The organism is Pseudomonas sp. B19(2017) (genome assembly GCF_002113165.1).
Taxonomy (GTDB): Bacteria; Pseudomonadota; Gammaproteobacteria; order Pseudomonadales; family Pseudomonadaceae; genus Aquipseudomonas.
Genome location: NZ_NEJR01000001.1, coordinates 62,490 through 87,869, shown reverse-complemented (window position 1 = coordinate 87,869; position 25,380 = coordinate 62,490). Strand labels below are relative to the sequence as shown.

Annotated in this window: 23 protein-coding genes and 1 pseudogene; 10 read left to right on the top strand and 14 right to left on the bottom strand. The window is 63.5% G+C overall.

Going from position 1 to position 25,380, the window contains the following annotated elements; translation table 11 throughout:
• The first annotated feature begins 84 nt into the window (after window positions 1-84).
• The gene (locus CAF70_RS00445) at window positions 85-1,731 is read left to right on the top strand and encodes a GMC family oxidoreductase (protein WP_085621442.1); all 1,647 of its coding nucleotides are present in this window, start codon (window positions 85-87) and stop codon (window positions 1,729-1,731) included.
• 98 nt (window positions 1,732-1,829) lie between these two features.
• Window positions 1,830-3,449 carry an MFS transporter gene (locus tag CAF70_RS00440; RefSeq protein ID WP_085621441.1) on the top strand — a complete coding sequence of 540 codons (1,620 nt, stop codon included), beginning with the start codon at window positions 1,830-1,832 and terminating at the stop codon, window positions 3,447-3,449.
• Window positions 3,450-3,663: 214 nt separating this feature from the next.
• On the opposite strand, the gene CAF70_RS00435 is transcribed toward CAF70_RS00440, so the two are convergent.
• The 4 genes from CAF70_RS00435 to glyQ are packed head-to-tail and all read right to left on the bottom strand — an operon-like array spanning window position 3,664 to window position 8,022.
• On the bottom strand, window positions 3,664-4,449 hold the full coding sequence (locus CAF70_RS00435; RefSeq protein ID WP_085621440.1) for a 1-acyl-sn-glycerol-3-phosphate acyltransferase: 786 nt from the start codon (window positions 4,447-4,449) through the stop codon (window positions 3,664-3,666).
• Window positions 4,450-4,495: 46 nt separating this feature from the next.
• Window positions 4,496-5,023 (bottom strand): D-glycero-beta-D-manno-heptose 1,7-bisphosphate 7-phosphatase, encoded by a 528-nt coding sequence (gene gmhB, locus CAF70_RS00430; RefSeq protein WP_085621439.1) that lies wholly within the window; start codon window positions 5,021-5,023, stop codon window positions 4,496-4,498.
• 3 nt (window positions 5,024-5,026) lie between these two features.
• The gene (gene glyS / locus CAF70_RS00425) at window positions 5,027-7,078 is read right to left on the bottom strand and encodes a glycine--tRNA ligase subunit beta (protein WP_085621438.1); all 2,052 of its coding nucleotides are present in this window, start codon (window positions 7,076-7,078) and stop codon (window positions 5,027-5,029) included.
• Entirely contained in the window at window positions 7,075-8,022 is a 948-nt protein-coding gene (gene glyQ / locus CAF70_RS00420) for a glycine--tRNA ligase subunit alpha (protein ID WP_027592054.1), read from the bottom strand. Before glyQ ends, glyS begins: the two co-directional genes overlap by 4 nt.
• Before the next feature lie 83 nt (window positions 8,023-8,105).
• Here glyQ and CAF70_RS00415 point away from each other — a divergent pair, with 83 nt between their 5' ends.
• Together CAF70_RS00415 and CAF70_RS00410 are read left to right on the top strand one after the other, a co-directional pair.
• Entirely contained in the window at window positions 8,106-8,657 is a 552-nt protein-coding gene (locus CAF70_RS00415) for a DNA-3-methyladenine glycosylase I (RefSeq protein ID WP_085621437.1), read from the top strand.
• 41 nt (window positions 8,658-8,698) lie between these two features.
• Window positions 8,699-9,586 (top strand): lysophospholipid acyltransferase, encoded by an 888-nt coding sequence (locus tag CAF70_RS00410; RefSeq protein WP_085621436.1) that lies wholly within the window; start codon window positions 8,699-8,701, stop codon window positions 9,584-9,586.
• A gap of 112 nt (window positions 9,587-9,698) precedes the next feature.
• Here the strand turns inward: CAF70_RS00410 and CAF70_RS00405 are convergent, their stop codons facing one another.
• The 5 genes from CAF70_RS00405 to def are packed head-to-tail and all read right to left on the bottom strand — an operon-like array spanning window position 9,699 to window position 14,229.
• The gene (locus CAF70_RS00405; protein WP_085621435.1) at window positions 9,699-10,013 is read right to left on the bottom strand and encodes a tetratricopeptide repeat protein; all 315 of its coding nucleotides are present in this window, start codon (window positions 10,011-10,013) and stop codon (window positions 9,699-9,701) included.
• 11 nt (window positions 10,014-10,024) lie between these two features.
• Window positions 10,025-11,398, bottom strand: a complete 1,374-nt coding sequence (gene trkA / locus CAF70_RS00400; RefSeq protein ID WP_085621434.1) for a Trk system potassium transporter TrkA — start codon at window positions 11,396-11,398, stop codon at window positions 10,025-10,027.
• Window positions 11,399-11,422: 24 nt separating this feature from the next.
• The gene (gene rsmB / locus CAF70_RS00395; RefSeq protein ID WP_085621433.1) at window positions 11,423-12,733 is read right to left on the bottom strand and encodes a 16S rRNA (cytosine(967)-C(5))-methyltransferase RsmB; all 1,311 of its coding nucleotides are present in this window, start codon (window positions 12,731-12,733) and stop codon (window positions 11,423-11,425) included.
• On the bottom strand, window positions 12,730-13,662 hold the full coding sequence (fmt, locus tag CAF70_RS00390; RefSeq protein WP_085621432.1) for a methionyl-tRNA formyltransferase: 933 nt from the start codon (window positions 13,660-13,662) through the stop codon (window positions 12,730-12,732). The genes rsmB and fmt overlap by 4 nt, the downstream gene beginning before the upstream one ends.
• A 60-nt stretch (window positions 13,663-13,722) precedes the next feature.
• On the bottom strand, window positions 13,723-14,229 hold the full coding sequence (gene def, locus CAF70_RS00385) for a peptide deformylase (protein WP_051097836.1): 507 nt from the start codon (window positions 14,227-14,229) through the stop codon (window positions 13,723-13,725).
• 207 nt (window positions 14,230-14,436) lie between these two features.
• Here def and dprA point away from each other — a divergent pair, with 207 nt between their 5' ends.
• From dprA to CAF70_RS27785, 3 genes and pseudogenes are all read left to right on the top strand, one after another.
• Window positions 14,437-15,534, top strand: coding sequence for a DNA-processing protein DprA (dprA, locus tag CAF70_RS00380; protein WP_085621431.1), 1,098 nt, complete (start codon window positions 14,437-14,439; stop codon window positions 15,532-15,534).
• 42 nt (window positions 15,535-15,576) lie between these two features.
• The gene (locus tag CAF70_RS00375; RefSeq protein ID WP_023660948.1) at window positions 15,577-16,134 is read left to right on the top strand and encodes an L-threonylcarbamoyladenylate synthase; all 558 of its coding nucleotides are present in this window, start codon (window positions 15,577-15,579) and stop codon (window positions 16,132-16,134) included.
• Between the two features lie 109 nt (window positions 16,135-16,243).
• A pseudogene (locus CAF70_RS27785) lies at window positions 16,244-16,450 on the top strand (hypothetical protein); the annotation flags it as partial.
• A 159-nt stretch (window positions 16,451-16,609) separates the two neighbouring features.
• On the opposite strand, the gene CAF70_RS00360 reads toward CAF70_RS27785, so the two are convergent.
• Window positions 16,610-17,587, bottom strand: a complete 978-nt coding sequence (locus CAF70_RS00360) for an NADPH:quinone reductase (RefSeq protein ID WP_085621428.1) — start codon at window positions 17,585-17,587, stop codon at window positions 16,610-16,612.
• 134 nt (window positions 17,588-17,721) lie between these two features.
• On the opposite strand from CAF70_RS00360, the gene hemF reads away from it, so the two are divergent.
• Entirely contained in the window at window positions 17,722-18,633 is a 912-nt protein-coding gene (gene hemF / locus CAF70_RS00355) for an oxygen-dependent coproporphyrinogen oxidase (protein WP_085621427.1), read from the top strand.
• 25 nt (window positions 18,634-18,658) lie between these two features.
• Window positions 18,659-19,483 carry a shikimate dehydrogenase gene (gene aroE, locus CAF70_RS00350; protein ID WP_085621426.1) on the top strand — a complete coding sequence of 275 codons (825 nt, stop codon included), beginning with the start codon at window positions 18,659-18,661 and terminating at the stop codon, window positions 19,481-19,483.
• Between the two features lie 44 nt (window positions 19,484-19,527).
• Here aroE and CAF70_RS00345 read toward each other — a convergent pair whose 3' ends face one another.
• The 3 genes from CAF70_RS00345 to betC all read right to left on the bottom strand — a co-directional run bounded on the left by CAF70_RS00345 (window position 19,528) and on the right by betC (window position 23,698).
• Window positions 19,528-21,093 (bottom strand): SulP family inorganic anion transporter, encoded by a 1,566-nt coding sequence (locus CAF70_RS00345; protein ID WP_085621425.1) that lies wholly within the window; start codon window positions 21,091-21,093, stop codon window positions 19,528-19,530.
• Window positions 21,094-21,236: 143 nt separating this feature from the next.
• Window positions 21,237-22,166 (bottom strand): choline ABC transporter substrate-binding protein, encoded by a 930-nt coding sequence (choX, locus tag CAF70_RS00340; protein ID WP_085621424.1) that lies wholly within the window; start codon window positions 22,164-22,166, stop codon window positions 21,237-21,239.
• 14 nt (window positions 22,167-22,180) lie between these two features.
• Complete coding sequence (gene betC / locus CAF70_RS00335) at window positions 22,181-23,698, bottom strand: choline-sulfatase (protein WP_085621423.1); 1,518 nt, start codon at window positions 23,696-23,698, stop codon at window positions 22,181-22,183.
• 108 nt (window positions 23,699-23,806) lie between these two features.
• Between betC and CAF70_RS00330 the strand changes: the two genes are divergently transcribed.
• On the top strand, window positions 23,807-24,706 hold the full coding sequence (locus tag CAF70_RS00330) for a LysR family transcriptional regulator (protein ID WP_085621422.1): 900 nt from the start codon (window positions 23,807-23,809) through the stop codon (window positions 24,704-24,706).
• A 30-nt stretch (window positions 24,707-24,736) separates the two neighbouring features.
• Here CAF70_RS00330 and CAF70_RS00325 read toward each other — a convergent pair whose 3' ends face one another.
• On the bottom strand, window positions 24,737-25,354 hold the full coding sequence (locus tag CAF70_RS00325) for an NAD(P)-dependent oxidoreductase (protein ID WP_085621421.1): 618 nt from the start codon (window positions 25,352-25,354) through the stop codon (window positions 24,737-24,739).
• Window positions 25,355-25,380: the final 26 nt, after the last annotated feature.

The window sequence follows — 25,380 nt, the reverse complement described above, 5'->3', positions numbered from 1 at the left end:
CTGCGCGAAATCTCGTGTTTCCTCCACGAAATTACTCACTAAGATGGATCGGGACAAGAATAATAATCAGGCCCGAGGTTGCACATGCCATCAGCCGATTCTGTCTTCGACTACGTGGTCGTAGGGGCCGGTCCCGCCGGTTGCCTGCTGGCCAATCGTTTGTCCGCCGACCCCTCCTGCCGAGTGCTGCTGCTGGAAGCGGGTGGCCGTGACAACTATCCCTGGATCCATATCCCCGTCGGTTACCTCTATTGCATCGGCAACCCGCGCACCGACTGGTGCTTCAAGACCGAGGCGCAGCCTGGTCTGGGCGGTCGTGCGCTGGGCTATCCACGCGGCAAGGTGCTGGGTGGCTGCTCTTCGATCAACGGCATGATCTACATGCGCGGCCAGGCCGCCGACTATGACCGTTGGGCCGAGCAAGGCAACGACGGCTGGGCCTGGAAGGACGTACTGCCGCTGTTCAAGGCCAGCGAAAGCCACTTTGCCGGCGCCAGCGAACACCACGGTGGTGACGGCGAATGGCGGGTCGAGCGCCAGCGCTACAGCTGGCCGATCCTCGACGCCTTCCGCGACGCCGCCGAGCAGAGCGGCATCGGCAAGGTCGACGACTTCAACACTGGCGACAACCAGGGCTGTGGATACTTCCAGGTCAACCAGCGCAGCGGTGTGCGCTGGAACGCTTCCAAGGCTTTCTTGCGGCCGATCAAGGACCGCCCCAATCTCACCGTGCTGATCGGCGTTCAGGTTGACCAGGTGCTGCTCAACAACACCCGCGCACGGGCGGTGAAGGCGTTTTGGCAAGGGGCCTGGCACGAGTTCGCGGCCCGTCGCGAGATCATTCTCTGTGCGGGCGCGGTGGGCTCACCCGGCATTCTGCAGCGCTCCGGCATTGGCCCGCGGCAGCTACTGGAACGCCTGGGCATTGGCGTGCGTCACGACATGCCAGGCGTTGGCGGCAACCTGCAGGATCATCTGCAACTGCGCCTGATCTACCAGATCCGCAATACCCGCACCTTGAACCAGATGGCCAACAGCTTGTGGGGCAAGATGGGCATGGGCCTGCGCTACCTCTATGACCGCAGCGGCCCACTGGCCATGGCGCCGAGCCAGCTGGGCGCGTTCGTGCGTTCGAGCCCGGAGCAGACCACCGCCAACCTGCAGTACCATGTGCAGCCGCTATCACTCGAACGCTTCGGTGAGCCACTGCACAGGTTCCCGGCCTTTACCGCTTCGGTGTGCAACCTGCGCCCGGCCAGCCGCGGGCGGATCGATATCCGCAGCAGCGATATGAACAGCACGCCGCTGATCGACCCCAACTATCTTAGTGATCCCCAGGACTTGCGGGTCGCCGCCGATTCCATTCGCCTCACCCGGCGTATCGTCCAGGCCCCTGCCCTTGCCGCGTTCGACCCAAAGGAATACCTGCCGGGCCCAACGCTGCAAACCGAAGAAGAGCTGTTCGAAGCCGCAGGCAAAATTGGCACCACCATCTTCCACCCGGTCGGCACCTGCCGCATGGGCAATGGCGAACTGGACGTTGTGGATAACCAGTTGCGCGTGCACGGCATCCCCGGCCTGCGCGTGGCAGACGCCTCGATCATGCCGCAGATCACCTCCGGCAATACCTGTTCACCCACCCTGATGATCGCCGAAAAGGCGGCGCAACTGATCCTCAAAGGAGCTGCCACCCAGACCTATCTGAACGAAGACGCGATACCGACGCCCTGACCACGGGTGCGTGCAGTACCGGCAGCTGGCGGTCAGAAGCTGCCGACAGTGGAACAACAAGAATAATCACTGTGGCCTGCGGGCCGAGGACAGCAACGATGTCGGATTACCTCCAAGAGCAGGGCGCGGCGGCCAGCAGCGCGAGCGGCCGTGAAGAACGCAAGATCATTTTCGCGTCATCCCTCGGGACCGTTTTCGAGTGGTATGACTTTTTTCTCTATGGTGCGTTGGCAGCGGTCATCAGCAAGCAGTTCTTCGCGGGTGTGAATGACACCACCGCCTTCATCTTCGCCCTCATGGCCTTTGCCGCCGGCTTCCTGGTGCGGCCGTTCGGCGCGCTGGTGTTCGGCCGGCTGGGCGACATGATCGGGCGCAAGTACACCTTCCTCGTCACCATCGTGCTGATGGGCCTGTCGACCTTTGCCGTCGGCTTGTTGCCCACCTATGCCAGCATCGGCATTGCAGCACCGATCATCCTGGTAGTCCTGCGCATGCTGCAGGGGCTGGCGCTCGGCGGTGAGTACGGCGGTGCGGCTACCTATGTGGCGGAGCATGCACCGCCTGGCAAACGCGGCTTCCACACCGGCTTCATCCAGTCCACCGCCACTCTCGGCCTACTGCTGTCGCTGGTCGTGGTGCTGGGCAGCCGTTATATCAGTGGCGACCAGTTCGAAACCTGGGGCTGGCGCCTGCCGTTCTTGCTGTCGATCGTGCTGTTGGCGATTTCCACCTGGATCCGCATGAGCATGCATGAGTCGCCGGCCTTCGTGAAAATGAAGGCCCAGGGCAAGGTCAGCAAGTCGCCTATTCGTGAGTCGTTCACCTCCTGGCCGAACCTGAAAGTGGTGCTCACTGCCTTGTTCAGCATCAACGCAGGGCAGGCCGTGACCTTCTACACGGCGCAGTTCTACGTGCTGTTCTTCATGACCCAGATGCTGAAAATGGACCCGGCCCAAGCCAACACCCTGCTGATCATCAGCGTGGTCATTGGGGCGCCGTTCTTCGTGTTCTTCGGCTGGTTGTCCGACCGGATTGGCCGCAAGCCGATCCTGATGCTCGGCCTGCTGCTGGCCACGGTACTTTACTTCCCGCTGTTCAAGGCGTTGAGCCACTACGCCAACCCACAGATCGACGCGGCCAGCCGCCAGGCGCCGATCGTGGTCACTGCCGACCCGCAAGGCTGCACCTTCCAGTTCGACCCGGTGGGCAAGGCGCGTTTCGACAGCCCGTGCGACAAGGTCAAGACCTTCCTGGTCAAGCAGGGCCTGCCTTACAGCTCGGTGGATGTGGCTGGCAGCGATGTGGTGGTCAACATCGGTGACAAGACCATCAACGGCTTCGATGAAGCGGCCATGCGTGCGGCGGTGGAACAGGCCGGTTACCCGGCCAAGGCCGACCCTGGGCAGGTCAACCAGGTGATGGTGGTGGTGCTGATCGTGGCGATGATCCTGATCGCGACCATGACCTATGGCCCGCTGGCGGCGGTGATGGTCGAGCTGTTCCCGACCCGCATCCGCTACACCTCGATGTCGCTGCCCTACCACATTGGTAACGGCTGGTTCGGTGGCTTCCTGCCAACGGTGTCGTTCGCGCTGGTGGTGTATACCGGGGATATCTTCTACGGGCTGTGGTACCCGGTGCTGGTGACCGGGGTCAGCCTGGTGGTGGGGATCTTCTGCCTGAAAGAAACCAAGGATGTGGATATCGACAAGATCTGACGGCCGACGCGGACCGTTGTTGTAGGAGCGGCCTCCACACCTGGAGGCGTCCATAAAAAAACCGGCTGTAAAAGCCGGTTTTCTTATGCCCCGAAAAAACTTATGCACGATTTTCAGAAAAATGTCATACACAGAAATAAACAGCTAATTCAAATACTTAGCGGCGATTCGTAGCATTTCATCCAGAAATTGCACACAAGTTATCCACAGATGGTCAGGCCATCTGCTCCTGGGGTTTTTCCTCTGCTGGCGGCAGCGAACCCATGGCCCGCTGGGTCGCTTCGTTCCACGCCGCGGCACGGTCGTTGAGCTCGGCGATGGCCCGTGGCCCGGTGCCGTTGGCGTACATCGGCGCGCCAATCACCACCTCGATGGTGCCAGCGCGCTTGCCCCAGCCGGTCTTCGGCCAGAACTTGCCGGCGTTGTGGGCAATCGGTAGCACCGGCAGCCCGGCATTCACCGCCAGCGCGGTACCGCCACGGGAGAACTTGCCCATTGTGCCGAATGGCACGCGAGTGCCTTCCGGGAAGATCAGCACCCAGGTCTTCTGCTTGAGCAGCTCGTCACCCTTGCTGGCTACCTGGCGCAGGGCTTCCTTGGGGTTGTCGCGGTTGATCGCGATCGGCCGCAGCATGGCCATGGCCCAACCAAAGAACGGCACGTACAGCAACTCGCGCTTGAGCACCTGGCTCAGCGGCGAGAAGTACTGGGAAAGGAAGAAGGTTTCCCAGGTGCTCTGGTGGTTGGACAGGATGACGCAAGGCTCATCAGGCACGTTCTCGGCGCCAGTGACCTTGTAGTCGATACCCAGGATGGTGCGCACCAGGAACAACGCGCAACGGCACCAGTACACGTTGATGAACTTGTAGCGCTTGGGGAACGACAGGAACGGCGCGACGAAGAAGCTCAGCGAGCACCACAGCAGCGAACTGGTGCCCAGCAGCAGGTAAAAAAGAAAGATTCTGATCGCCTGCAGGATCGACATAGTGGCTTGTACCATTGCGGGGCATGCCCGCCTGAGAAAAATGCGCCCGAAGGCGCACTGTTTAAATTAGTTCTCTGGCGATAGCTGCCAGATCGTCGAAAATCAGTGTAGTTTCCGGAACACCTTTTTCCAGGGTCCGCTCGCCCTTGCCGGTTTTCACCAACACGGGTTGTGCACCGACGGCCAGGGCGGCCTCCAGGTCACCTTTGCTGTCGCCAACGAACCAGACGCCTTCAAGGCCAACCTGGTAATGCTCGGCAATCGCCCGTAGCATTCCAGGCTTGGGCTTGCGGCAGTCGCAGCCTTCGTCCGGCCCGTGCGGGCAATACACGATGTGGCCCACTTCGCCACCCTGCTCGGCCACCAGCGTGCGCAGGCGCGCGTGCATGGCCTCGAGGGTTGCCAGCGCATAGTAGCCACGGGCAATGCCGGACTGGTTGGTGGCCACGGCCACCGTCCAGCCCGCTTTGCTCAACTGCGCGATCGCTTCGACCGAGCCAGGGATCGGAATCCACTCGTCCAGCGTCTTGATGTAGGCGTCGGAGTCATGGTTGATGACTCCGTCACGGTCGAGAATCAGCAGTTTCAAGGCTTACCCCAGCAGCGAAATATCGGCCACGCCCAGGAACAGGCCGCGCAGGCGGCTGAGCAGGGCATAACGGTTGGCGCGTACCTTGGCATCCTCGGCGTTGACCATCACCGCCTCGAAGAAGGCGTCGACCGGATCACGCAGGGCCGCCAGGCGGGCCAGCGATTCGCTGTACTGGCGTGCAGCAGCCATCGGTTGCACGGCCTGGTCGGCCTGCTGGATGGCCGAGTACAGGGAGAACTCGTTGGCGTTGTCGAAGTACTTCGGTTCAACGTGATCGGCGATGGCGCCTTCGGCCTTGCTCAGCAGGTTCGATACACGCTTGTTCACCGCGGCCAGGGCCTCGGCTTCCGGCAGCTTGCGGAAGGCTTGTACAGCCTGCACGCGCTGATCGAAGTCCAGGGCAGAACCTGGTTGCAGGGCACGAACCGACAGGTAGGTGGCCACGTCGATGCCTTCGTCTTCGTAACGCGCACGCAGGCGGTCGAAGATGAACTCCAGTACCTGTTCGGCCAGGCCGGCGGCCTTGACCTTGGCGCCGAACTGCTTGACCGCGAACTCGACCGCGCCGGTCAGGTCCAGGTCCAGCTGCTTCTCGATCAGGATACGCAGCACGCCCAGGGCGGCACGGCGCAGGGCGTACGGGTCCTTGCTGCCGGTAGGCAGCATGCCGATGCCGAAGATGCCGACCAGAGTGTCGAGCTTGTCGGCGATGGCCACGGCAGCACCGGTGAGGGTCTGTGGCAGTTCGGCGCCAGCACCACGCGGCATGTACTGCTCATTCAGGGCCAGGGCGACGTCTTCCGGCTCACCGTCGTTGAGCGCGTAGTAGTAACCGGCAACACCCTGCATTTCAGGGAATTCGCCGACCATCTCGGTGGCCAGGTCGCACTTCGACAGCAGGCCGGCACGGCCGGCGCGCTGGGCGTCGCCGCCGATCAGCGGGGCGATGAAGGCGGCCAGCCGGGAAACGCGCTCGGCCTTGTCGTACACGGTGCCCAGCTGAGCCTGGAACACCACGTTCTTCAGGCGCTCGTTGAAGGTTTCCAGCGGCTGCTTCTTGTCCTGCTTGAAGAAGAACTCGGCGTCTGTCAGGCGTGGGCGCACGACCTTCTCGTTGCCTTGCACGATCTGCTTCGGGTCGCGGCTCTCGACGTTGGCCACGGTGATGAAGCGCGGCAGCAGCTTGCCTTCGCTGTCCAGCAGGCAGAAGTACTTCTGGTTGTCCTGCATGGTGGTGATCAGGGCTTCCTGTGGCACTTCGAGGAAACGCTCCTCGAACGAGCACACCAGCGGCACCGGCCACTCGACCAGGGCAGTCACTTCGTCCAGCAGCGCCGGTGGCACGATGGCGCTGCCTTCCTGCTGCATGGCAAGCTCTGCGGTACGCTTGCTGATCAGCTCGCGGCGCTCGGCGAAGTCGGCCAGCACGTAGGCTTTGCGCAGGTCTTCGACGTAGTTGGCCGGGGTGGTGATGACCACGTTTTCCGGGTGGTGGAAGCGGTGGCCACGGGATTCACGGCCGGCCTTCTGCGACAGGATGGTGCAGTCGATCACCTGGTCGCCCAGCAGCATCACCAGCCATTGGGTCGGGCGCACGAACTCTTCACGGCTGGCCGCCCAGCGCATGCGCTTGGGGATCGGCAGGTCGTTGAGCGAATCTTCGACGATGGTCGGCAGCAGGCCAGCGGTGGCCTTGCCCGGGATGTGCTGGGAGAAGCGCAGCTTGGGGCCGCTCTGGTCGATTTCCGACAGCTCCACACCGCACTTCTTGGCAAAGCCCAAGGCAGCCTGGGTAGGCTCGCCGTCTTTGAAAGCAGCCTGCAGGGGCGGGCCGTCGATATTGATGCTGCGGTCAGGCTGCTGCACGTCCAGCTGGCGGATCAGCACGGCCAGGCGACGCGGCGCGGCGTATACCTGCTTGCCGGTGTAGTTCAGGCCAGCGGCCTGCAGGCCTTTCTCGATACCGGCCAGGAAAGCTTCGCCGAGGCTGGCGAGGGCCTTCGGCGGCAGCTCTTCGGTGCCCAGTTCTACCAGGAAATCTTGAGCACTCATTGTGCAGCCTCCAGCTTAGCCAACACTTCGTCACGCAGTTCGGGGGTAGCCATCGGGAAGCCCAGGCGTGCGCGGGCTTGCAGGTAGCTTTGCGCCACGTCCCGGGCCAGGGTACGTACACGCAGGATGTAACGCTGGCGCTCGGTTACCGAGATGGCGCGGCGGGCGTCCAGCAGGTTGAAGGTGTGCGAGGCCTTCAGGACCATTTCATAGGTCGGCAGCGGCAGCTCCAGCTTGATCAGGCGGTTGGCTTCGCTTTCATAGAAGTCGAACAGTTCGAACAGCTTCTCGACGTTGGCGTGTTCGAAGTTGTAGGTCGACTGCTCCACCTCGTTCTGGTGGAACACGTCGCCGTAGGTGACCTTGCCGAACGGGCCGTCGGCCCATACCAGGTCGTAGACCGAGTCGACGCCCTGGATGTACATGGCCAGGCGCTCGAGGCCGTAGGTGATTTCACCGGTGACCGGGTAGCACTCGATGCCACCTACCTGCTGGAAGTAGGTGAATTGGGTGACTTCCATGCCGTTCAGCCAGATTTCCCAACCCAGGCCCCAGGCGCCCAGGGTCGGCGATTCCCAGTTGTCTTCGACGAAGCGGATGTCGTGGACCAGTGGGTCCAGGCCAATGGCCTTCAGCGAGCCGAGGTACAGCTCCTGGAAGTTGGCCGGGTTCGGCTTCAGGACCACCTGGAACTGGTAGTAATGCTGCAGGCGGTTGGGGTTTTCGCCATACCGCCCGTCGGCAGGGCGACGGCTAGGCTGCACGTAGGCGGCGTTCCAGGTTTCTGGACCCACGGCGCGCAGGAATGTAGCGGTGTGGAAAGTGCCGGCGCCTACTTCCATATCGTAGGGCTGAAGCACCACACAACCTTGAGCTGCCCAGTAGTTTTGCAGGGCGAGGATCAGGTCTTGGAAGGTACGCACGGCTGGCGTAGGCTGGCTCACGAAATTCACCTGTATCTGGGGATGCGGATGTAAAGAGCGGGAGTATAACCTGATTCGCCTCGCCCTCTACTCATTGGAGCCTTATGCCACGCTGCTTTTGGTGTACCGACGATCCGTTGTACCAGGCCTACCATGACCAGGAATGGGGAACGCCCCAGCGTGACCCGGCGTTGCTGTTCGAGATGCTTTTGCTCGAAGGGTTCCAGGCGGGGCTTTCATGGATCACCGTTTTGCGCAAACGCGAGCGTTATCGCGAGGTGATGCACGGCTTCGACCCGGTGAAACTGGCGGCCATGAGCGACGAACGCATCGAGGAGTTGATGCTGGACGCCGGCATCATCCGCAACCGCCTCAAGCTCAAGGCTGCCCGGCGTAACGCGCAGGCCTGGCTGGCTGTGGATAACCCTGCCGAGTGGTTGTGGTCGTTCGTTGGCGGTGAGCCGAAGATCAACCACTTCCAGGGCCGTGGCGACGTGCCAGCGGTTACCGAAGAAGCCAAGGTCATGAGCAAGGCCTTGCAGAAGGCCGGCTTCACGTTCGTTGGCCCGACCATCTGCTATGCCTTCATGCAGGCCACCGGCATGGTCATGGACCACACCACCGATTGCGATCGCTACGCCGCCTTGTTGCGCTGAGGGGTTACAATGCGCGCCTTGCTGAAATAAGGAATTCGCCTGTGGAAAAGTTCAAGGGCGCCCTGATGGTTGGGGTGCTGCGTCTGTTTGCCAAGCTGCCCTGGGGCGCCGTGCAGCGCGTCGGCGCCGGTATCGGCTGGCTGATGTGGAAGATCCCCAACGGCTCGCGCAATGTCGTGCGCATCAACCTGGCCAAGTGCTTCCCGGAGATGAACCCGGCCGAGCGCGAACAGCTGGTGGGCCGCGCGTTGAAGGATATCGGTAAATCGTTTGTCGAAAGTGCCTGTGCCTGGATCTGGCCACCGCAGCGCTCGCTGGAGCTGGTCAAGGAAGTGCATGGCCTGGAAGTGCTGGAGCAGGCCTTGGCCTCGGGCAAGGGCGTGGTCGGCATCACCAGCCACCTGGGCAACTGGGAAGTGCTGAACCACTTTTACTGCAACCAGTGCAAACCGATCATCTTCTATCGCCCGCCGAAGCTGAAGGCGGTGGATGACCTGCTGCGTGAGCAGCGTGTGCAGATGGGCAACCGCGTGGCACCTTCGACCAAGGAAGGCATCCTCAGCGTGATCAAGGAAGTGCGCCGTGGTGGCCAGGTAGGTATTCCTGCCGACCCGGAGCCAGCGGAGTCGGCGGGGGTGTTCGTACCGTTCCTCGGCACCCAGGCGCTGACCAGCAAGTTCGTGCCGAACATGCTGGCCGGGGGCAAGGCAGTGGGGGTGTTCCTGCATGCCCTGCGGTTGCCGGATGGCTCGGGCTTCAAGGTGTTCCTGGAGGCGGCGCCGGAAGAGATGTACAGCACTGACGTAACGGTGTCCGCGGCGGCGATGAGCAAGGTGGTTGAGCGCTACGTGCGCGAGTACCCGAGCCAGTACATGTGGAGCATGAAGCGCTTCAAGAAACGCCCGGCTGGCGAGCCGCGCTGGTATTAAGCTTTTTAGCAGGGACCCTGTGGGAGCGGGCGCGCCCGCGAACACCGGCGTAGCCGGTGTCAGCCACCGCGTTGAATTCTTCGCGGGCACGCCCGCTCCCACAGGGACCGCGTTAACCTGATACTTTGTTCAGCTTCTTAAGGAACACGGTCATCTCTTTCTCGGCCTGCTTGTCCCCATGGGCCTGCGCCGCCATGATCCCCTCCTCCCAGGCCTTGCGCGCCGCCGCCAGGTCACCCTGCAGCTGATGCGCCTTGCCCAGCAGCTTCCACGCCGCCGAGTACTTCGGGTCCTGTTCCACGCACCGTGCCAGATGCACCGCCGCTTCAGCGCCATTGCCTTCGTCCAGCCAGGCCTTGCCCAGCCCAAACCTCAACAACGGGTTATCCACACCCTTGGCCAGCATCTTCTCCAGCGATTCGCGCATACCCTGTTCTCCTAGAAGAAACTCAAACCGACGTGGAACAGCTTCTCCACATCCCGAATATGCTTTTTATCCACAACGAACAGGATCACATGGTCGCCCGACTCGATCATGGTGTCGTCGTGGGCGATCATCACTTCTTCATCACGGATGATCGCGCCGATGGTAGTGCCCGGCGGCAGGGCGATGTCTTCGATCGCTTTGCCGACTACCTTGCTCGATTTCGAATCGCCGTGCGCCACCGCTTCGATAGCTTCGGCCGCGCCGCGGCGCAGCGAGTGCACGCTGACGATGTCGCCCCGGCGCACGTGCGCCAGCAAGGTGCCGATAGTGGCCAGCTGCGGGCTGATGGCGATGTCGATGTCGCCACCCTGCACCAGGTCGACATAGGCCGGGTTGTTGATGATGGTCATCACCTTGCGCGCACCCAGGCGCTTGGCCAGCAGCGACGACATGATGTTGGCTTCGTCGTCGTTGGTCAGGGCCAGGAAGATGTCGGCGTCGGCGATGTTCTCTTCGAGCATCAGGTCCTTGTCCGAGGCGCTGCCCTGCAGCACCACGGTGCTTTCCAGGGTGTCAGAGAGGTAGCGGCAGCGCGCCGGGCTCATCTCGATGATCTTGACCTGGTAGCGGCTTTCGATGGCCTCGGCCAGGCGCTCGCCGATCTGCCCGCCACCGGCGATGACCACGCGCTTGTTGGTCTCGTCGATACGGCGCAGCTCGCCCATCACCGCGCGAATGTCCTTCTTCGCGGCGATGAAGAACACTTCGTCGTCGGCTTCGATGACCGTGTCGCCGCGGGGGGTAATCGGCCGGTCGCGGCGGAAGATGGCTGCCACGCGGGTGTCTACGTTGGGCATGTGCGCACGGATCTGGCGCAGTTGCTGGCCGACCAGCGGGCCGCCATAGTAGGCCTTCACCGCCACCAACTGGGCCTTGCCTTCGGCGAAGTCGATCACCTGCAGCGAGCCCGGGTGTTCGATCAGGCGCTTGATGTAGTTGGTTACCACCTGCTCGGGGCTGATCAGCACGTCGACCGGGATATGGTCGTTGTCGAACAGCTCTTCGCGTGTCAGGTAGGCCGACTCGCGCACCCGGGCGATCTTGGTCGGGGTGTGGAACAGCGAATAGGCCACCTGACAGGCGACCATGTTGGTCTCGTCGCTGTTGGTAACCGCCACCAGCATGTCGGCGTCATCGGCACCGGCCTGGCGCAGCACCGTGGGCAGCGAGCCGCGACCCTGCACGGTGCGGATGTCCAGGCGGTCACCGAGGTCGCGCAGGCGGTCGCCATCAGTGTCGACCACGGTGATGTCATTCGCTTCGCTGGCCAGGTGCTCCGCCAGCGTACCGCCTACCTGCCCTGCACCGAGGATGATGATCTTCATCCGCTACTCCCTACCTTTTTGTGCTTATCCGCGTGATGCGGCGATCTTGATCAGCTTGGCATAGTAGAAACCGTCGTGGCCGCCCTCCTGGGCCAGCAACTGGCGGCCGTGGGGCTGGCGCAGACCGGCTTCGGTGGCCAGGTCCAGCTCACGGGCGCCCGGGGTGCGGGCGAGGAAGGCATCGATCACTTCGGTGTTTTCGGTCGGCAGGCTGGAGCAGGTGGCGTACAGCAGCATGCCGCCGACTTCCAGGGTCGGCCACAGGGCATCGAGCAGCTCGCCTTGCAGCGTGGCCAGGGCCGGGATGTCGTCGGCCTGACGGGTCAGCTTGATGTCCGGATGGCGGCGGATCACGCCGGTGGCCGAGCACGGTGCGTCGAGCAGGATGCGCTGGAACGGCTTGCCGTCCCACCAGCTGGCGGTGTCGCGGGCATCACAGGCGATCAGCTCGGCCTCCAGTTGCAGGCGGTCGAGGTTTTCGCGCACCCGGGTCAGACGCTTGGCTTCGAGGTCGATGGCCGTCATGTGGGCCAAGCCCGGTTCGGCTTCAAGCAGGTGGCAGGTCTTGCCGCCCGGGGCACAGCAGGCATCGAGCACGCGTTGACCGGGGGCCAGCTCCAGCAGGTCGGCGGACAGTTGCGCGGCTTCGTCCTGCACGCTCACCCAGCCTTCGGCGAAGCCCGGCAGGCCGCGCACGTCGCAGGCTTCTGCCAGCACGATGCCGTCACGGCTGTACTGGCAGGCGCTGGCGCCGACGCCTGCTTCGGCCAGCAGCGCCAAGTAGGCATCGCGGCTGTGGTGGCGGCGGTTGACCCGCAGAATCATCGGCGGGTGGGCGTTGTTGGCGGCGCAGATGGCCTCCCACTGCTCGGGCCAGAAGGCCTTCAGTGACTTCTGCAGCCAGCGCGGGTGGGCAGTGCGTACCACCGGGTCGCGCTCCATGCCGGCCAGCAGTTCCTCGCCTTCGCGTTGGGCGCGGCGCAGCACGGCATTGAGCAGGCCCTTGGCCCATGGCTTCTTCAGCTTGTCAGCACAGCCGACGGTCTCGCCGATGGCCGCATGGGCCGGGATACGGCTGTAGAACAGCTGGTACAGGCCGACCAGCAGCAGCGCCTGCACATCGGCATCGGCGGCCTTGAACGGCTTCTGCAGCAGCTGCGCGGCCAGCAGATCGAGGCGTGGCTGCCAGCGCGCGGTGCCGAACGCCAGGTCCTGGGTCAGGCCACGGTCGCGTTCATCGACCTTGTCCAGTTGCGCCGGCAGCGAGCTGTTCAGCGAGGCCTTGCCACTGAGCACAGCGGCAAGGGCACGGGCGGCGGCGAGGCGTGGGTTCATTGGCCCAGCACCTTGCCGCTGGCGAACTTCTCGCGACGGCTGTTGAACAGGTCGCTGAAGTTCAGCGCCTTGCCGCCGGGCAGTTGCAGGCGGGTCAGGCTCAGCGCCTGGTCACCGCAGGCGACCACCAGGCCGTCTTTGCTGGCGGAGAGGATCTCGCCGGGGGTGCCTTTCGCTGTGGACACGTTGGCGGCCAGTACTTTCACGCTTTCGCCATCGAGGGTGCTGTGGCACACCGGCCACGGGTTGAAGGCCCGGATCAGGCGCTCCAGCTCGACGGCCGGGCGGCTCCAGTCGATACGCGCTTCGTCCTTGTTCAGCTTGTGCGCGTAGGTGGCTAGGGCATCGTCCTGTACTTCACCGTGCAGCGAACCATCGGCCAGGCCGGCGATGGCCTGGACGACAGCCGGCGGGCCCATTTGTGCGAGGCGGTCGTGCAGGCTGCCGCCGGTATCTTCGGCGCTGATCGGGGTGGCTACCTTGAGCAGCATCGGGCCGGTGTCCAGGCCTGCTTCCATGCGCATCACGGTCACACCGCTCTCGGCGTCGCCGGCTTCCACGGCACGCTGGATCGGTGCGGCACCGCGCCAGCGTGGCAGCAGGGAGGCGTGGCTGTTGATGCAGCCCAGGCGCGGGATATCCAGCACAACCTGCGGCAGGATCAGGCCATAGGCGACCACCACCATCAGGTCCGGCTGCAGCGCGGCCAGTTCGGCCTGGGCTTCGGCGTTGCGCAGGGTCGGCGGCTGGAATACCGGGATGTCACGGGCCACAGCCAGTTGCTTGACCGGGCTCGGCATCAGCTTTTGGCCACGGCCGGCGGGGCGGTCGGGCTGGGTGTAGACGGCCACGATCTCGTACGGGCTGTCGAGCAGGGCCTTGAGGTGTTCGGCGGCAAACTCTGGAGTGCCTGCAAAGACGATGCGCATGGAGTTCTCGCTTCAAAAAAGAAAAAGGCTTGCCGGAGCAAGCCTTCTGGAAGGTAGGGATCAGGCTTGCTGGCGGTGCTGCTTTTCCAGCTTCTTCTTGATCCGGTCGCGCTTGAGCTGCGACAGGTAGTCGACGAACAGCTTGCCGTTGAGGTGATCGAATTCGTGCTGCACACACACCGCCAGCAGGCCTTCGCATTCCAGCTCGTAGGGCTTGCCGTCGCGGTCCTGGGCCTTGACCCGCACACGCAGCGGGCGGTCGACGTTCTCGTAGAAGCCCGGTACCGACAGGCAGCCTTCCTGGTACTGACCCATGTCGTGGGTCAGCTCTTCGACCGTGGGGTTGATGAAGACGCGCGGCTCGCTGCGGTCTTCACTGAGGTCCATGACCACGACCTGCTTGTGCACGTTGACCTGGGTGGCCGCCAGGCCGATGCCAGGGGCTTCGTACATGGTTTCAAACATGTCGTCGATCAGCTGACGCAGGGCGTCGTCGAACTCCGTCACCGGTTTGGCGATGGTGCGCAGGCGCGGGTCCGGGAATTCGAGAATGTTCAAGATGGCCATAAGGTCAGGCAGTCACTGTGCGTTCGGTTGAAAACTGAGCACACATAATAAAGGGAAACGGGGAATTCAGCACCTGCGAAAGCTCGTCTAGGGTTTTCAGGGCCAGCTTATAGCCCATTCGATGGACAGGTTGTCAAAGCGTTATCAACAAAGTTATCCACAGTTTGTGCCACGTCGCTGGCCCCGTTTTGATCAAGGATGATCCTCATGCAAACCTACCATTCGTCGCCTCTTGCGCCTGCCGAACTGGAGGCAAGATTACGCCTGCACCGGCTGCCGGAAACAGGATTGCGTCGCTTCAACACCTTGCTGGAGGCCTTTGGCAGTGCGTCTTCGGCACTGTGTGCACCGGCCGGCGCGTGGCGCGCATTGGGCATACCACAGGCCACCATCGATGCCCGGCGCAGTGCCGAAGTGCGTGAAGGTGCACTGGCTGCAATGGCCTGGCTAGAGCGCCCGGGCCAGCATTTACTGATGTGGGATGGCCCTGGCTACCCGCCACTGTTGGCGGAGACTGATGATGCCCCACCGCTGCTGTTCGTCGCTGGCGACCCTGCTTTGCTCGAGCGTCCACAGTTGGCAATTGTGGGCAGCAGGCGTGCTTCACCCCCGGCGCTCGATACGGCTGCGGCGTTTTCCCGCTACCTGGCGCAGGCCGGTTTCACCATTACCAGTGGCTTGGCAGTGGGTATCGACGGTGCCGCTCATCGGGCGGCATTGCAGGCTGGTGGGGGCACGATTGGCGTGCTCGGCACGGGGTTGCAAAAACTTTATCCACAGCGCCACCAATCCCTTGCGCAAGCGATGATCGACAATGGCGGCGCGCTGGTTTCCGAGTACCCGCTGGATGCCGGGCCGTTGCCCGGCAACTTCCCGCGGCGCAATCGCATCATCAGCGGCTTGTCGCTGGGCGTGCTGGTGGTTGAAGCCAGCCTGGCCAGTGGTTCGCTGATCACCGCACGCCTGGCCGCCGAGCAAGGCCGCGAGGTGTATGCCATTCCAGGCTCCATTCACCACCCCGGAAGCAAAGGCTGCCATCAATTGATCCGTGACGGCGCGCTGCTGGTGGAAAGCGTGGAGCAGATCCTGGAGAGCCTGCAAGGCTGGCAGAACCTGCCGCCTGCGGTTGTGGATAAATTCGACCATCCGCTGCTCGCCCTGCTACATGCCGCGCCGCAAACCAGTGAAAGCCTGGCCCATTGCAGCGAGCTGCCCTTGGCCGAGGTGCTGGCGCAACTGACCGAACTGGAGTTGCAGGGCCGGGTCAGCAATGAAGCCGGGCGTTGGTTTGCCCGCGCGGGCTAAGTACACTGCTCACAAGCAAGGTTTATAGGCGGAGTGACAGAAATGGTGAGCAGTTTTCGTGTGCAACAAGCCGCACGTGAAATCCGGGCGGGCGCGGTGATCGCCTACCCGACGGAAGCGGTCTGGGGCCTGGGCTGTGACCCATGGAACGAGGACGCGGTGTACCGCCTGCTGGCGCTGAAGTCGCGGCCTGTGGATAAAGGGCTGATTCTGGTCGCCGACAACATCCGCCAGTTCGACTTTTTGTTCGAGGATTTTCCCGAAGACTGGATCGACCGCATGGGCAGCACCTGGCCGGGGCCGAACACCTGGCTGGTGCCGCACCAGGACCTGTTGCCCGAGTGGGTGACCGGGGAGCATGACACCGTGGCGCTGCGGGTCAGCGATCATCCGGTGGTGCGGGAGCTGTGCGCGCTGGTCGGGCCGTTGATTTCCACCTCGTGCAACCCGGGCGGCCGCCCGGCGGCGAAGACCCGGTTGCGGGTGGAGCAGTACTTCCATGGCCAGCTGGATCTGGTGTTGGGTGGGGCCTTGGGTGGAAGGAAGAACCCGAGTGTGATTCGCAACCTGGCCACTGGCGAAGTCGTTCGCCCGGGCTGATATCGCTGGCGAGGGCTTCGCCCTCGATCGCCGGCAAGCCAGCTCCCACAGGGTCGGTGTGGGAGCTGGCTTGCCGGCGATTGGGCCGCAAAGCGGCCCGAGAATCTACATTTCCGCCGAGGACGCCTTGGTCCATGTAGGCCTGTACCTGCGCGGCGCATATGAAACGGGCTCCCAAGCCCTCGAATACCTGCGCGAAGAGGGCCGTGGCATGTACTGGTCGAGCCTGCATTCCATAGAACCGGCGGAGGGGTTGGTGGAGGCGATTCTCGATGGCATCGAGTCGTCACCGTCCCCCCGTCCCCCACAGGCTTAGTGCTGCACTCAAGGCCGGCACAGTACCTGTGGGAGCGGGCGCGCCCGCGAACACCGGCGGAGCCGGTGCCATGCACCGCGGTGCTTGCTTCGCGGGCATGCCCGCTCCCACAGGGATGGCACAGCACTTAAGATCGGTGCAGTACCTGTATGAGTGAACTCAAGGAAGCAGAATTGTAGAACCCACAGTCCGCCGCGCCGACAGCTCCGCCTGCGCCTTGGCCGCCTCATTCAGCGGATACCGCTGCTGAATATCTACAACCAGCTTCCCACTGCCAATCATCGCAAACAGGTCATCGGCCATGGCCTGGGTGTTCTCGGCATTATTGGCATAGGTCGCCAACGTCGGCCGGGTCACATACAGTGAACCCTTCTGCGCCAGAATCCCCAGGTTCACCCCGCTCACCGCGCCCGAGGCATTGCCAAAACTCACCATCAACCCACGCGGCTGCAGGCAATCCAGCGAGGTCAGCCAGGTATCGGCTCCCACGCCGTCATATACTACCGGGCATTTCTTGCCGTCGGTCAGTTCCAGCACCCGCTTGGCCACGTCTTCATGGCTGTAGTCGATTGTCGCCCACGCGCCCAGCGCCTTGGCCCGCTCGGCTTTCTCGGCAGAGCTCACGGTCCCGATCAGCTTGGCGCCCAAGGCCGTGGCCCATTGGCAGGCAAGCGAGCCCACACCACCGGCTGCGGCGTGGAACAGGATCACGTCACCTGGCTTGACCTCGTAGGTCTGCTTCAGCAGGTACTGCACGGTCAAACCCTTGAGCATCACCGCCGCCGCCTGCTCGAAGCTGATGTTGTCGGGCAGCTTCACCAGGTTGGCTTCCGGCAGCGTATGCACCTCGCTATACGCGCCCAACGGGCCGCCGGCATGGGCCACGCGGTCACCCACTTTCAGCCGGGTCACGCCCTCGCCCACGGCCTCGACCACGCCAGCCGCTTCTGTACCCAGCCCCGAAGGCAAGGATGGCGGCGCATACAGCCCGCTGCGGAAGTAGGTATCGATGAAGTTCAGGCCGATCGCATGGTTACGCACACGCACCTGCTGTGGCCCTGGCGGGGCTGGTTCGAACTCCACAAACTGCAGCACTTCCGGGCCGCCATGCTGGCTGAACTGGATACGCTTGGCCATCTCGCACTCCTGTCGTCGGGATCGGGAAAGGCCCTCTATCGGACGCCTTTGCTTGATCGCCGTCAACTGCGGCGCGCGCGTTGGCGGTGGTATGCTACCCGGCGAATTCTTCCCTGCCCGTTCCTGGTGACCCGATGACTAGCCGCACCGAGGCCGTGAAAGCCTACCTGCTCGACCTGCAAGACCGCATCTGCTCTGCCCTCGAAACAGAAGACGGCGGCGCCCGCTTCGTCGAGGACGCCTGGGTGCGCGAAGCCGGTGGCGGGGGCCGCACGCGAGTGATCGGCGATGGCAAGGTGATCGAGAAAGGCGGGGTCAACTTCTCCCATGTGTTCGGTGCGGGTCTGCCGCCCTCGGCCAGTGCCCACCGCCCTGAGCTGGCGGGCCGTGGTTTCGAGGCCTTGGGCGTGTCGCTGGTGATTCACCCGCACAACCCGCATGTGCCCACTTCCCACGCCAACGTGCGCTTCTTCATCGCCGAAAAGGAAGGTGAAGAGGCTGTCTGGTGGTTCGGCGGCGGCTTCGACCTGACCCCGTACTACGGCAATGAAGAAGACTGCATCCACTGGCACCGGGTGGCCGAGCAGGCCTGCGCGCCGTTCGGCGCCGACGTTTACCCGCGCTACAAGGCCTGGTGCGACCGCTACTTCCACCTCAAGCACCGTGGCGAGCCACGCGGCATCGGCGGCCTGTTCTTCGATGACCTGAACGAATGGGGCTTCGACACCTGCTTCGCCTTTATCCGCGCCATCGGCGACGCCTACGTCAACGCCTACCTGCCGATCATCCAGCGTCGCAAGGGCACCCCTTACACCCCGCAGCAACGGGAGTTCCAGGAATACCGCCGTGGCCGCTACGTAGAGTTCAACCTGGTCTACGACCGTGGCACCCTGTTCGGCCTGCAGTCCGGTGGCCGCACCGAGTCCATCCTCATGTCGCTACCGCCGCAGGTGCGCTGGGGCTACGACTGGAAGGCCGTGCCCGGTAGCGAAGAAGCGCGCCTGACCGAGTACTTCCTGCAGGACCGCGACTGGCTCGGCCAGTAATTCTGTGGATAACCAAGGAGCCGTCATGGACCAGTACGTCGTTTTCGGAAACCCCATCGGCCACAGCAAGTCGCCGCTGATCCACCGTCTGTTCGCCGAGCAGACCGGCCAGGACCTGGAATACGCCACCCTGCTGGCGCCGCTGGACGAGTTCAGCGACTGCGCGCGCGGCTTCTTCAAGCAAGGCAGCGGTGGTAACGTAACCGTGCCGTTCAAGGAAGAGGCCTACCGCCTGTGCGACAGCCTGACCCCGCGTGCACAACGCGCTGGCGCAGTGAATACGCTGAGCAAGCTGGCCGATGGCAGCCTGCAGGGCGACAACACCGATGGCGCTGGCCTGGTGCGCGACCTGACGGTGAATGCCGGGGTCGAGCTTGCGGGCAAGCGCATTCTGATCCTGGGTGCTGGTGGTGCGGTGCGTGGTGTGCTGGAGCCGATCCTGGCGCACAAGCCGCAGTCGCTGGTGATTGCCAACCGTACTGTGGAAAAGGCCGAGCAGCTGGCGCGTGAGTTCGATGAACTGGGACCGGTGGTGGCCAGCGGGTTTGCCTGGTTGCAGGAGCCGGTTGATGTGATCATCAATGCCACCTCGGCGAGCCTGGCCGGCGAATTGCCGCCGATTGCCGACAGCCTGGTCGAGGCGGGGCGCACGGTTTGTTACGACATGATGTATGGCAAGGAGCCGACGCCGTTTTGCCAGTGGGCTGAGAAGCTGGGCGCGGCCAAGGTACTGGATGGGTTGGGGATGCTGGCTGAGCAGGCGGCTGAGGCGTTCTTTATCTGGCGTGGGGTGCGGCCGGATACGGCGCCGGTGTTGGCTGAGTTGCGCCGGCAGCTGGCTCGCGGCTGAGATTGCCGGGGCCGCTTTGCGGCCCCAAAAATCTCAACCCAACATCACTCTTCAAACCGGATCGGACAAAGCTCCACCCCTTCCAGCTTCTGCAACTCCTCGATCACCTGCGGCCTGGCCCGGTGCAGGGTCAGACTCCCCCCCGCCCGCCGCAACCGCCGCGCCTCGCGGTGCAACATATCCACACCCGAGTAATCGATGAAATTCACCTGCCGGGCATCGATCACCACATGCGGCCCCTGGCAGCGCTGCAAGCGCACCTGCAGGTAATGCGCCGCACCAAAGAAGATCGACCCGCCCACCCGCAGCACGTCCGCCTCCCCTTCACGGCTTTGTTGCACCCGTGGTCGCGAGGTGCGCTTCAGGTAGAAGAACAGCGACGCCAGCACTCCGGCATAGATCGCCGTCTGCAACTCCAGCAACAAGGTCGCTGCCGCCGTCAGCGCCATTACCAAAAACTCGGAGCGGCTGACCCGGAACAGCGCTCGAATCCCCCGGTGGTCCACCAGACCCCAGCAAATCAGCAGAATACTGCCGGCCATGGCCGGGATCGGCAGGTGCGCGATCAGCCCGGCCCCGGCAACGGCGAACACCGCCACCCATAACGCTGAGAAAACCCCGGCCATGGGCGAGCGGGCGCCGGCGTCGTAGCTCAGCCCGGAACGGGTGAAGGAGCCAGAAGACAGGTAACCGGAGAACAACGCACCGACTATGTTCGACAGACCTTGTGCGCGTATTTCCTGGTCTGCGTCGATCAACTGCTCCGAACGTGCCGACAACGAGCGGGCGATCGACAGGCTGGTGACCAGCCCGAGCATGCCCACCGCCACGGCGCTGGGCAGCAGGCGCAGGATCAGTTCTACATCCAGCAGGGGCAGCGGGCTGAAGGGCGGTAGTTGGCCGGTGAACGCCGGCACCCGTGGCACATGGCCAAAAAAGCCGGGCAGCAGCCAGGCCAGCAGGCTGACCAGGATCAGGCTTATCAACAGGCTAGGCCAGCGTGGGCGGCAGAGTTTGAAGGCCACGCCGATCACCACCGTGGCCAGGCCAAGAAACAAGGACGGCAGGTCGACCTCGCCGGCATGGCTGGCCAGGTCTTGCACGGTCTTCAGCGCCGTGGCCTGGCTTGGCAGGTCCATGCCCAACAAGTTGGGCAACTGGCCCAGGGCAATGACGACAGCGGCGCCCAAGGTGAAGCCGAGCACCACTGAATGGGAGACAAAATTCACCAGAGCGCCGAAGCGCAAAAGCCCCAGTAGCAGCTGGAAGATGCCGCCGAGGAAGGTCAGCAGCAGCACCAGGGTGACGTAGTCGGCGCTGCCGGCCACGGCCAGCGGGCTGATGCTGGCGTAGAGGACGATGGAGATGGCGGCGGTCGGGCCGCAGATCAGGTGCCAGGACGAGCCCCACAGGCAGGCGATCAGCACTGGCACGATGGCGGCGTACAGGCCGTATTCGGCGGGCAGGCCGGCGATCAGGGCGTAGGCGATGGATTGCGGCAGGGCGAGGATGGCACCGCTCAGGCCCACCAGCAGGTCCTGGCGCAGGCTGCGGCCCGATTGGCGGGGGAGCCAGGAGAGGAAGGGCAGCAGGTGAGTGAGGCGATGCATGGGTTATCCACATTCCTTACTGTTTCACCAATCCCTGTGGGAGCGGGCGCGCCCGCGAAGAAGCCGCCGCAGTGGATGGCACCGGCTTCGCCGGAGTTCGCGGGCATGCCCCCTCCCACAGGGATAGAGGTTTGCTTGTGAGGTTACAGTTTGGCTTTGACGGCCTCCAGCGCATTGCCATCGGCCTTGGTCGTCACCCCGGCCAACCACCCTTCCAGCAACTCGGGATGCGCCTTCACCCAAGCCTTGGCCGCATCATCGAAGCTGATCTTCTTGTCCACAACCTCGGCCATGATGGTGTTTTCCATGTCCAATGTGAACTTCAGGTTACCCAGCAGCTTCGCCGCATTCGGGCAGGCTTGTGGATAACCCTTGCGGGTCAGGGTGTACACCTCGCCCTTGCTGCCGAACCACTTCTCCCCACCCGTCAGGTAGTGCATCTTCAACTTCACGTTCATCGGGTGAGGGGTCCAGCCGAGAAAGGTGATGAACTGCTGCTTCTTCACCGCCCGGTCGACCTGGGCCAGCATCGCCTGCTCGCTGGACTCCACCAGCTTCCACTGGCCGAGGTTGAATTCGTTGTTGTCGATGATTTGCTTCAGCGACAGGTTGGCCGGTGCGCCCGAGCCAATCCCGTACAGCTTGTTGTCGAACTGGTCGGCGTGCTTCTGCAAGTCGGCGAAATCTTTCACCCCGGCATTCCACACATAGTCGGGCACTGCCAGGGTGAACTCGGTTCCTTCCAGGTTGCGTGAAAGTTGCTGCACATCGCCGTTGGCGATGAACTTGTCATGAAAGCCCTGCTGTGCCGGCATCCAGTTGCCGAGGAAGGCATCGACGCGGCCATCCTTGAGGCCGCCGTAGATGATCGGCACGGCCAGGCTGTCGATCTTCACCTGGTAACCCAGGCTTTCCAGCAGCAGGCGGGCCACGGCGTTGGTCGTGGCGATATCGCTCCAGCCGGGGTCTGCCATCTTCACGGTGGTGCATTGCGCGTCGCTGTCGGCGGCGTAGGCTGCGGCGGTACCCAGGCTCAGGGCCAGGGCGAATACGGTGGCGGAGAACTTGTGCATGGCGGCCTCTCTTCTCAATCCAGGGGGGCGGGCTGTGGATAACGTGCCTTGCGCTCGAGGTCGTCGAGATCGATGTGGTTGCGCATGTACTGTTGGCTGGCATCCACCAGCGGTTGGTGGTCCCAGCTTTTCAGCTTGCCGATGGCCAGCGCCTCGGCTACCAGGCGGCGGCGCCGCTGGCTGACCAGAACCTGCTGGCGCAGGCTGGGGATATCCCAGCGCTGCTGTGCTTCATCGACAAATGCCTGCAGCAGCGCCTGGTGTTCCGGGCTGCCGGTGAGGTTCTCCCGCTCGTGCGGGTCGCGGCTCAGGTCGTAGAGTAGGCATGGGTCGTCTTCGCTGTACACGAACTTGTATGGCCCGCGGCGAATCATCATCAGCGGGCCGACGGTGCCTTCGGCCATGTACTCGCCGATCACTTCGTCATGGCCGCCCTGCCCTTGCAGGTGGCCGACCAACGAGCGGCCGTCCAGGTGCAGGTGGTTATCCACAGCGCCACCAGCCAGCTCGACCAGGGTCGGCAGCAGGTCGCAGGTCGATACCGAGGCGCTGACCCGGGCTGGCGCGTAGCGCTTGGGCGCGTGCACCAGCAGCGGCACGCGCGCCGACATCTCGAACCAGTGCATCTTGTACCAGAGGCCACGCTCACCCAGCATGTCGCCGTGGTCGCCGGAGAACACGATCAGGGTGTCATCGGCCAGGTTGCATTCCTCCAGGGTCTGCAGCAGCAGGCCGATGTTGTCGTCGATGTAGCTGCAGGCGCCGAAGTAGGCACGGCGGGCATCGCGAATCTTGTCCACAGGCAGCGGCTTGTTCCACAGGTCATAGACCTTCAGCAGGCGCTGCGAGTGCGGGTCGAGTTCTGCCTGGTTGAATTCGGCACGGGGCATGGGGATATCCACACCCTCGTAGCGGTCCCAGTAGCGTTTGGGGATGGTGTACGGGTCGTGCGGATGGGTCATCGACACGGTGAGGCAGAACGGCCGACCATCGTTTTCGCGCACATGGTCGTACAGGTACTGGCGCGCCTTGAAGACCACTTCCTCGTCGAAATCCAGCTGGTTGGTACGCACGCACGGGCCGGCCTGCAGCACCGAGGACATGTTGTGGTACCAACTCGGGCGCACGTCTGGTTCATCCCAGTTCACCGCCCAGCCGTAGTCGGCCGGGTAGATATCGCTGGTAAGGCGTTCCTCGTAGCCATGCAGCTGGTCCGGGCCGCAGAAGTGCATCTTGCCAGAGAGCGCGGTGCGGTAGCCCAGGCGGCGCAGGTAGTGAGCGTAGGTTGGCACGTCGGCAGGGAAGTCGGCGGCGTTGTCGTAGGCGCCGATGCGACTGGGCAATTGCCCGCTGACCAGGGTGAAGCGCGATGGTGCGCACAACGGGCTGTTGCAGTAGGCCGAGTCGAACACCACCGCTTGTTCGGCAAGGCGGCTCAGGTGCGGCATCTGGATTGGCGAAGAGGCGTAGATCGGCAGCAAGGGCGCGGCCATCTGGTCGGCCATGATCAACAGGATATTCGGGCGCGTCATGGTGGCTTCCATCGTTGAGGGTTATGCGAACCGCTTGCCTACCAAGATGCGACTGTGGATAACATGGGTAAAGCCCATGGCGGGCAATGACTGGGATTAGCCCTGCTTATGTTTGACCACCTTGCCAAATTGTCGCTGGATACACTGCGCGTGTTCGAGGCTGCCGCACGGTTGCGTGGCTTTACCGCTGCGGCACTGGAGCTGGGCACCACGCAGCCGGCGGTGAGCCAGCAAGTCAAACGGCTGGAGGCACAGCTGGGCACGCGGTTGTTCGACCGCATTTACCGGGGTATCGAGCTGACCGAGGCTGGCCAGGTGCTGTTCGAACAGGTGCATCAGGGCCTGCAGGCCATGGAGGACGGCATTGCCCAGGCCAGTGGGCGCGGCCAGCGCGAAGTGCTGCAGGTGGCTACCGACTTCGCCTTTGCGGCGTTCTGGCTGATGCCACGGCTGCAGCGTTTTCACGAGGCTTATCCACAGGTGGATGTGAGCCTGGTGACCGGTGAGCGCAGCCAGGGAATGTTGCGCCCGGACATCGATGTGGCGGTGCTGTTTGGCGACGGGCGCTTTCACCAGGGCGAGAGCCGCTGGCTGTTCGATGAGGAGGTTTTTCCGGTGTGCAGCCCGCGGCTGATTCATGGCAAACCCTTGTCAGCCGCGGCTTTGCAACGATTGCCTTTGCTGCATTTGAAGGGCGAGCAGGCTAGCCGCTGGTTTGATTGGGCGGGGGTGTTTCGCGGGTTTGGCGTGGCCAGCCCGCCGCCGGCCGGGCAGTTGCGGTTTGATAACTATACGTTGCTGATCCAGGCCGCGATTGCCGGGCAAGGGGTGGCGATTGGCTGGGGGCACCTGGTGGATGGGCTGGTGGAGCAAGGGTTGCTATGCCGGCCGTTGGAGGGGAGTTTGCGCTCGGCGCGCGGGTATTACGCGGTGCTGCCACCACGCAAGCGGCGTGGGGCTTTGATCGAGCGGTTCGTGGATTGGCTGGAGCAAGAGCGTAGCCTTTGAGATTTGGGGCCGCTTTGCGGCCCCGGCAATCTAGACCACGAAGTTCAGGTGCTCGCCCCGGTGCAAGTCCAGCTCCAGCATATCCACCATCCCCGCCGCGACCCTGGCCAGGTGCCGCAACGGCTCAGCCAACCCCGGCTCCAGCGTCCCTTCGGTGCTGCGAAAATGCTCCATCCCCAACCCGGCCAGTTCCTGCGGGGCATTGATCAGCGTCCAGTGCAACGCACTGCGCTGTAACCCGTCCACTACCTGGCCCACACACTCCCGCTCTGCCTCGGTGTACTTGCCCGGCTCATCCAGCACATCGAAATCGCCCACCAGCAACAGCCGGCGTATAGTCGTACGCTTAAGCCCTGCCACCAGCGCCTCGCTCATGCGGGCTTGCCTGGGCAGATCGCCCGGCGCCAGCGTCGACAACAGGGCAATGACCGCCGAGCCGCCTGCCGCGCCCTGCTCCGCCTGGTCGGCATCGCTCAGCCCGCCTATCTTGAAATGCAGGCCAGGACGCGGCGCATGGCGGTTGAGGTCGTCGACCACGGCGGTCACTTCGTGCTGGCGCGACAGCAGCTCTACCATCAGGGCATTGCCCAGGCTGCTGTCAGGCCCGAACAGGACCAGTTTGAACACTGGGGTTTCGGCGTTTTTCACTGCATCACTCCCTTTGCAGGTGGTGA

Coding starts and splice junctions, on each gene's coding strand:
- CAF70_RS00445 (WP_085621442.1), top strand. CDS start 85: ATGCCATCAGCCGATTCTGTCTTCGACTACGTGGTCGTAGGGGCCGGT.
- CAF70_RS00440 (WP_085621441.1), top strand. CDS start 1,830: ATGTCGGATTACCTCCAAGAGCAGGGCGCGGCGGCCAGCAGCGCGAGC.
- CAF70_RS00435 (WP_085621440.1), bottom strand. CDS start 4,449: ATGGTACAAGCCACTATGTCGATCCTGCAGGCGATCAGAATCTTTCTT.
- glyS (WP_085621438.1), bottom strand. CDS start 7,078: ATGAGTGCTCAAGATTTCCTGGTAGAACTGGGCACCGAAGAGCTGCCG.
- CAF70_RS00415 (WP_085621437.1), top strand. CDS start 8,106: ATGCCACGCTGCTTTTGGTGTACCGACGATCCGTTGTACCAGGCCTAC.
- CAF70_RS00405 (WP_085621435.1), bottom strand. CDS start 10,013: ATGCGCGAATCGCTGGAGAAGATGCTGGCCAAGGGTGTGGATAACCCG.
- trkA (WP_085621434.1), bottom strand. CDS start 11,398: ATGAAGATCATCATCCTCGGTGCAGGGCAGGTAGGCGGTACGCTGGCG.
- rsmB (WP_085621433.1), bottom strand. CDS start 12,733: ATGAACCCACGCCTCGCCGCCGCCCGTGCCCTTGCCGCTGTGCTCAGT.
- fmt (WP_085621432.1), bottom strand. CDS start 13,662: ATGCGCATCGTCTTTGCAGGCACTCCAGAGTTTGCCGCCGAACACCTC.
- def (WP_051097836.1), bottom strand. CDS start 14,229: ATGGCCATCTTGAACATTCTCGAATTCCCGGACCCGCGCCTGCGCACC.
- dprA (WP_085621431.1), top strand. CDS start 14,437: ATGCAAACCTACCATTCGTCGCCTCTTGCGCCTGCCGAACTGGAGGCA.
- CAF70_RS00375 (WP_023660948.1), top strand. CDS start 15,577: ATGGTGAGCAGTTTTCGTGTGCAACAAGCCGCACGTGAAATCCGGGCG.
- CAF70_RS00360 (WP_085621428.1), bottom strand. CDS start 17,587: ATGGCCAAGCGTATCCAGTTCAGCCAGCATGGCGGCCCGGAAGTGCTG.
- hemF (WP_085621427.1), top strand. CDS start 17,722: ATGACTAGCCGCACCGAGGCCGTGAAAGCCTACCTGCTCGACCTGCAA.
- aroE (WP_085621426.1), top strand. CDS start 18,659: ATGGACCAGTACGTCGTTTTCGGAAACCCCATCGGCCACAGCAAGTCG.
- CAF70_RS00345 (WP_085621425.1), bottom strand. CDS start 21,093: ATGCATCGCCTCACTCACCTGCTGCCCTTCCTCTCCTGGCTCCCCCGC.
- choX (WP_085621424.1), bottom strand. CDS start 22,166: ATGCACAAGTTCTCCGCCACCGTATTCGCCCTGGCCCTGAGCCTGGGT.
- betC (WP_085621423.1), bottom strand. CDS start 23,698: ATGACGCGCCCGAATATCCTGTTGATCATGGCCGACCAGATGGCCGCG.
- CAF70_RS00330 (WP_085621422.1), top strand. CDS start 23,807: ATGTTTGACCACCTTGCCAAATTGTCGCTGGATACACTGCGCGTGTTC.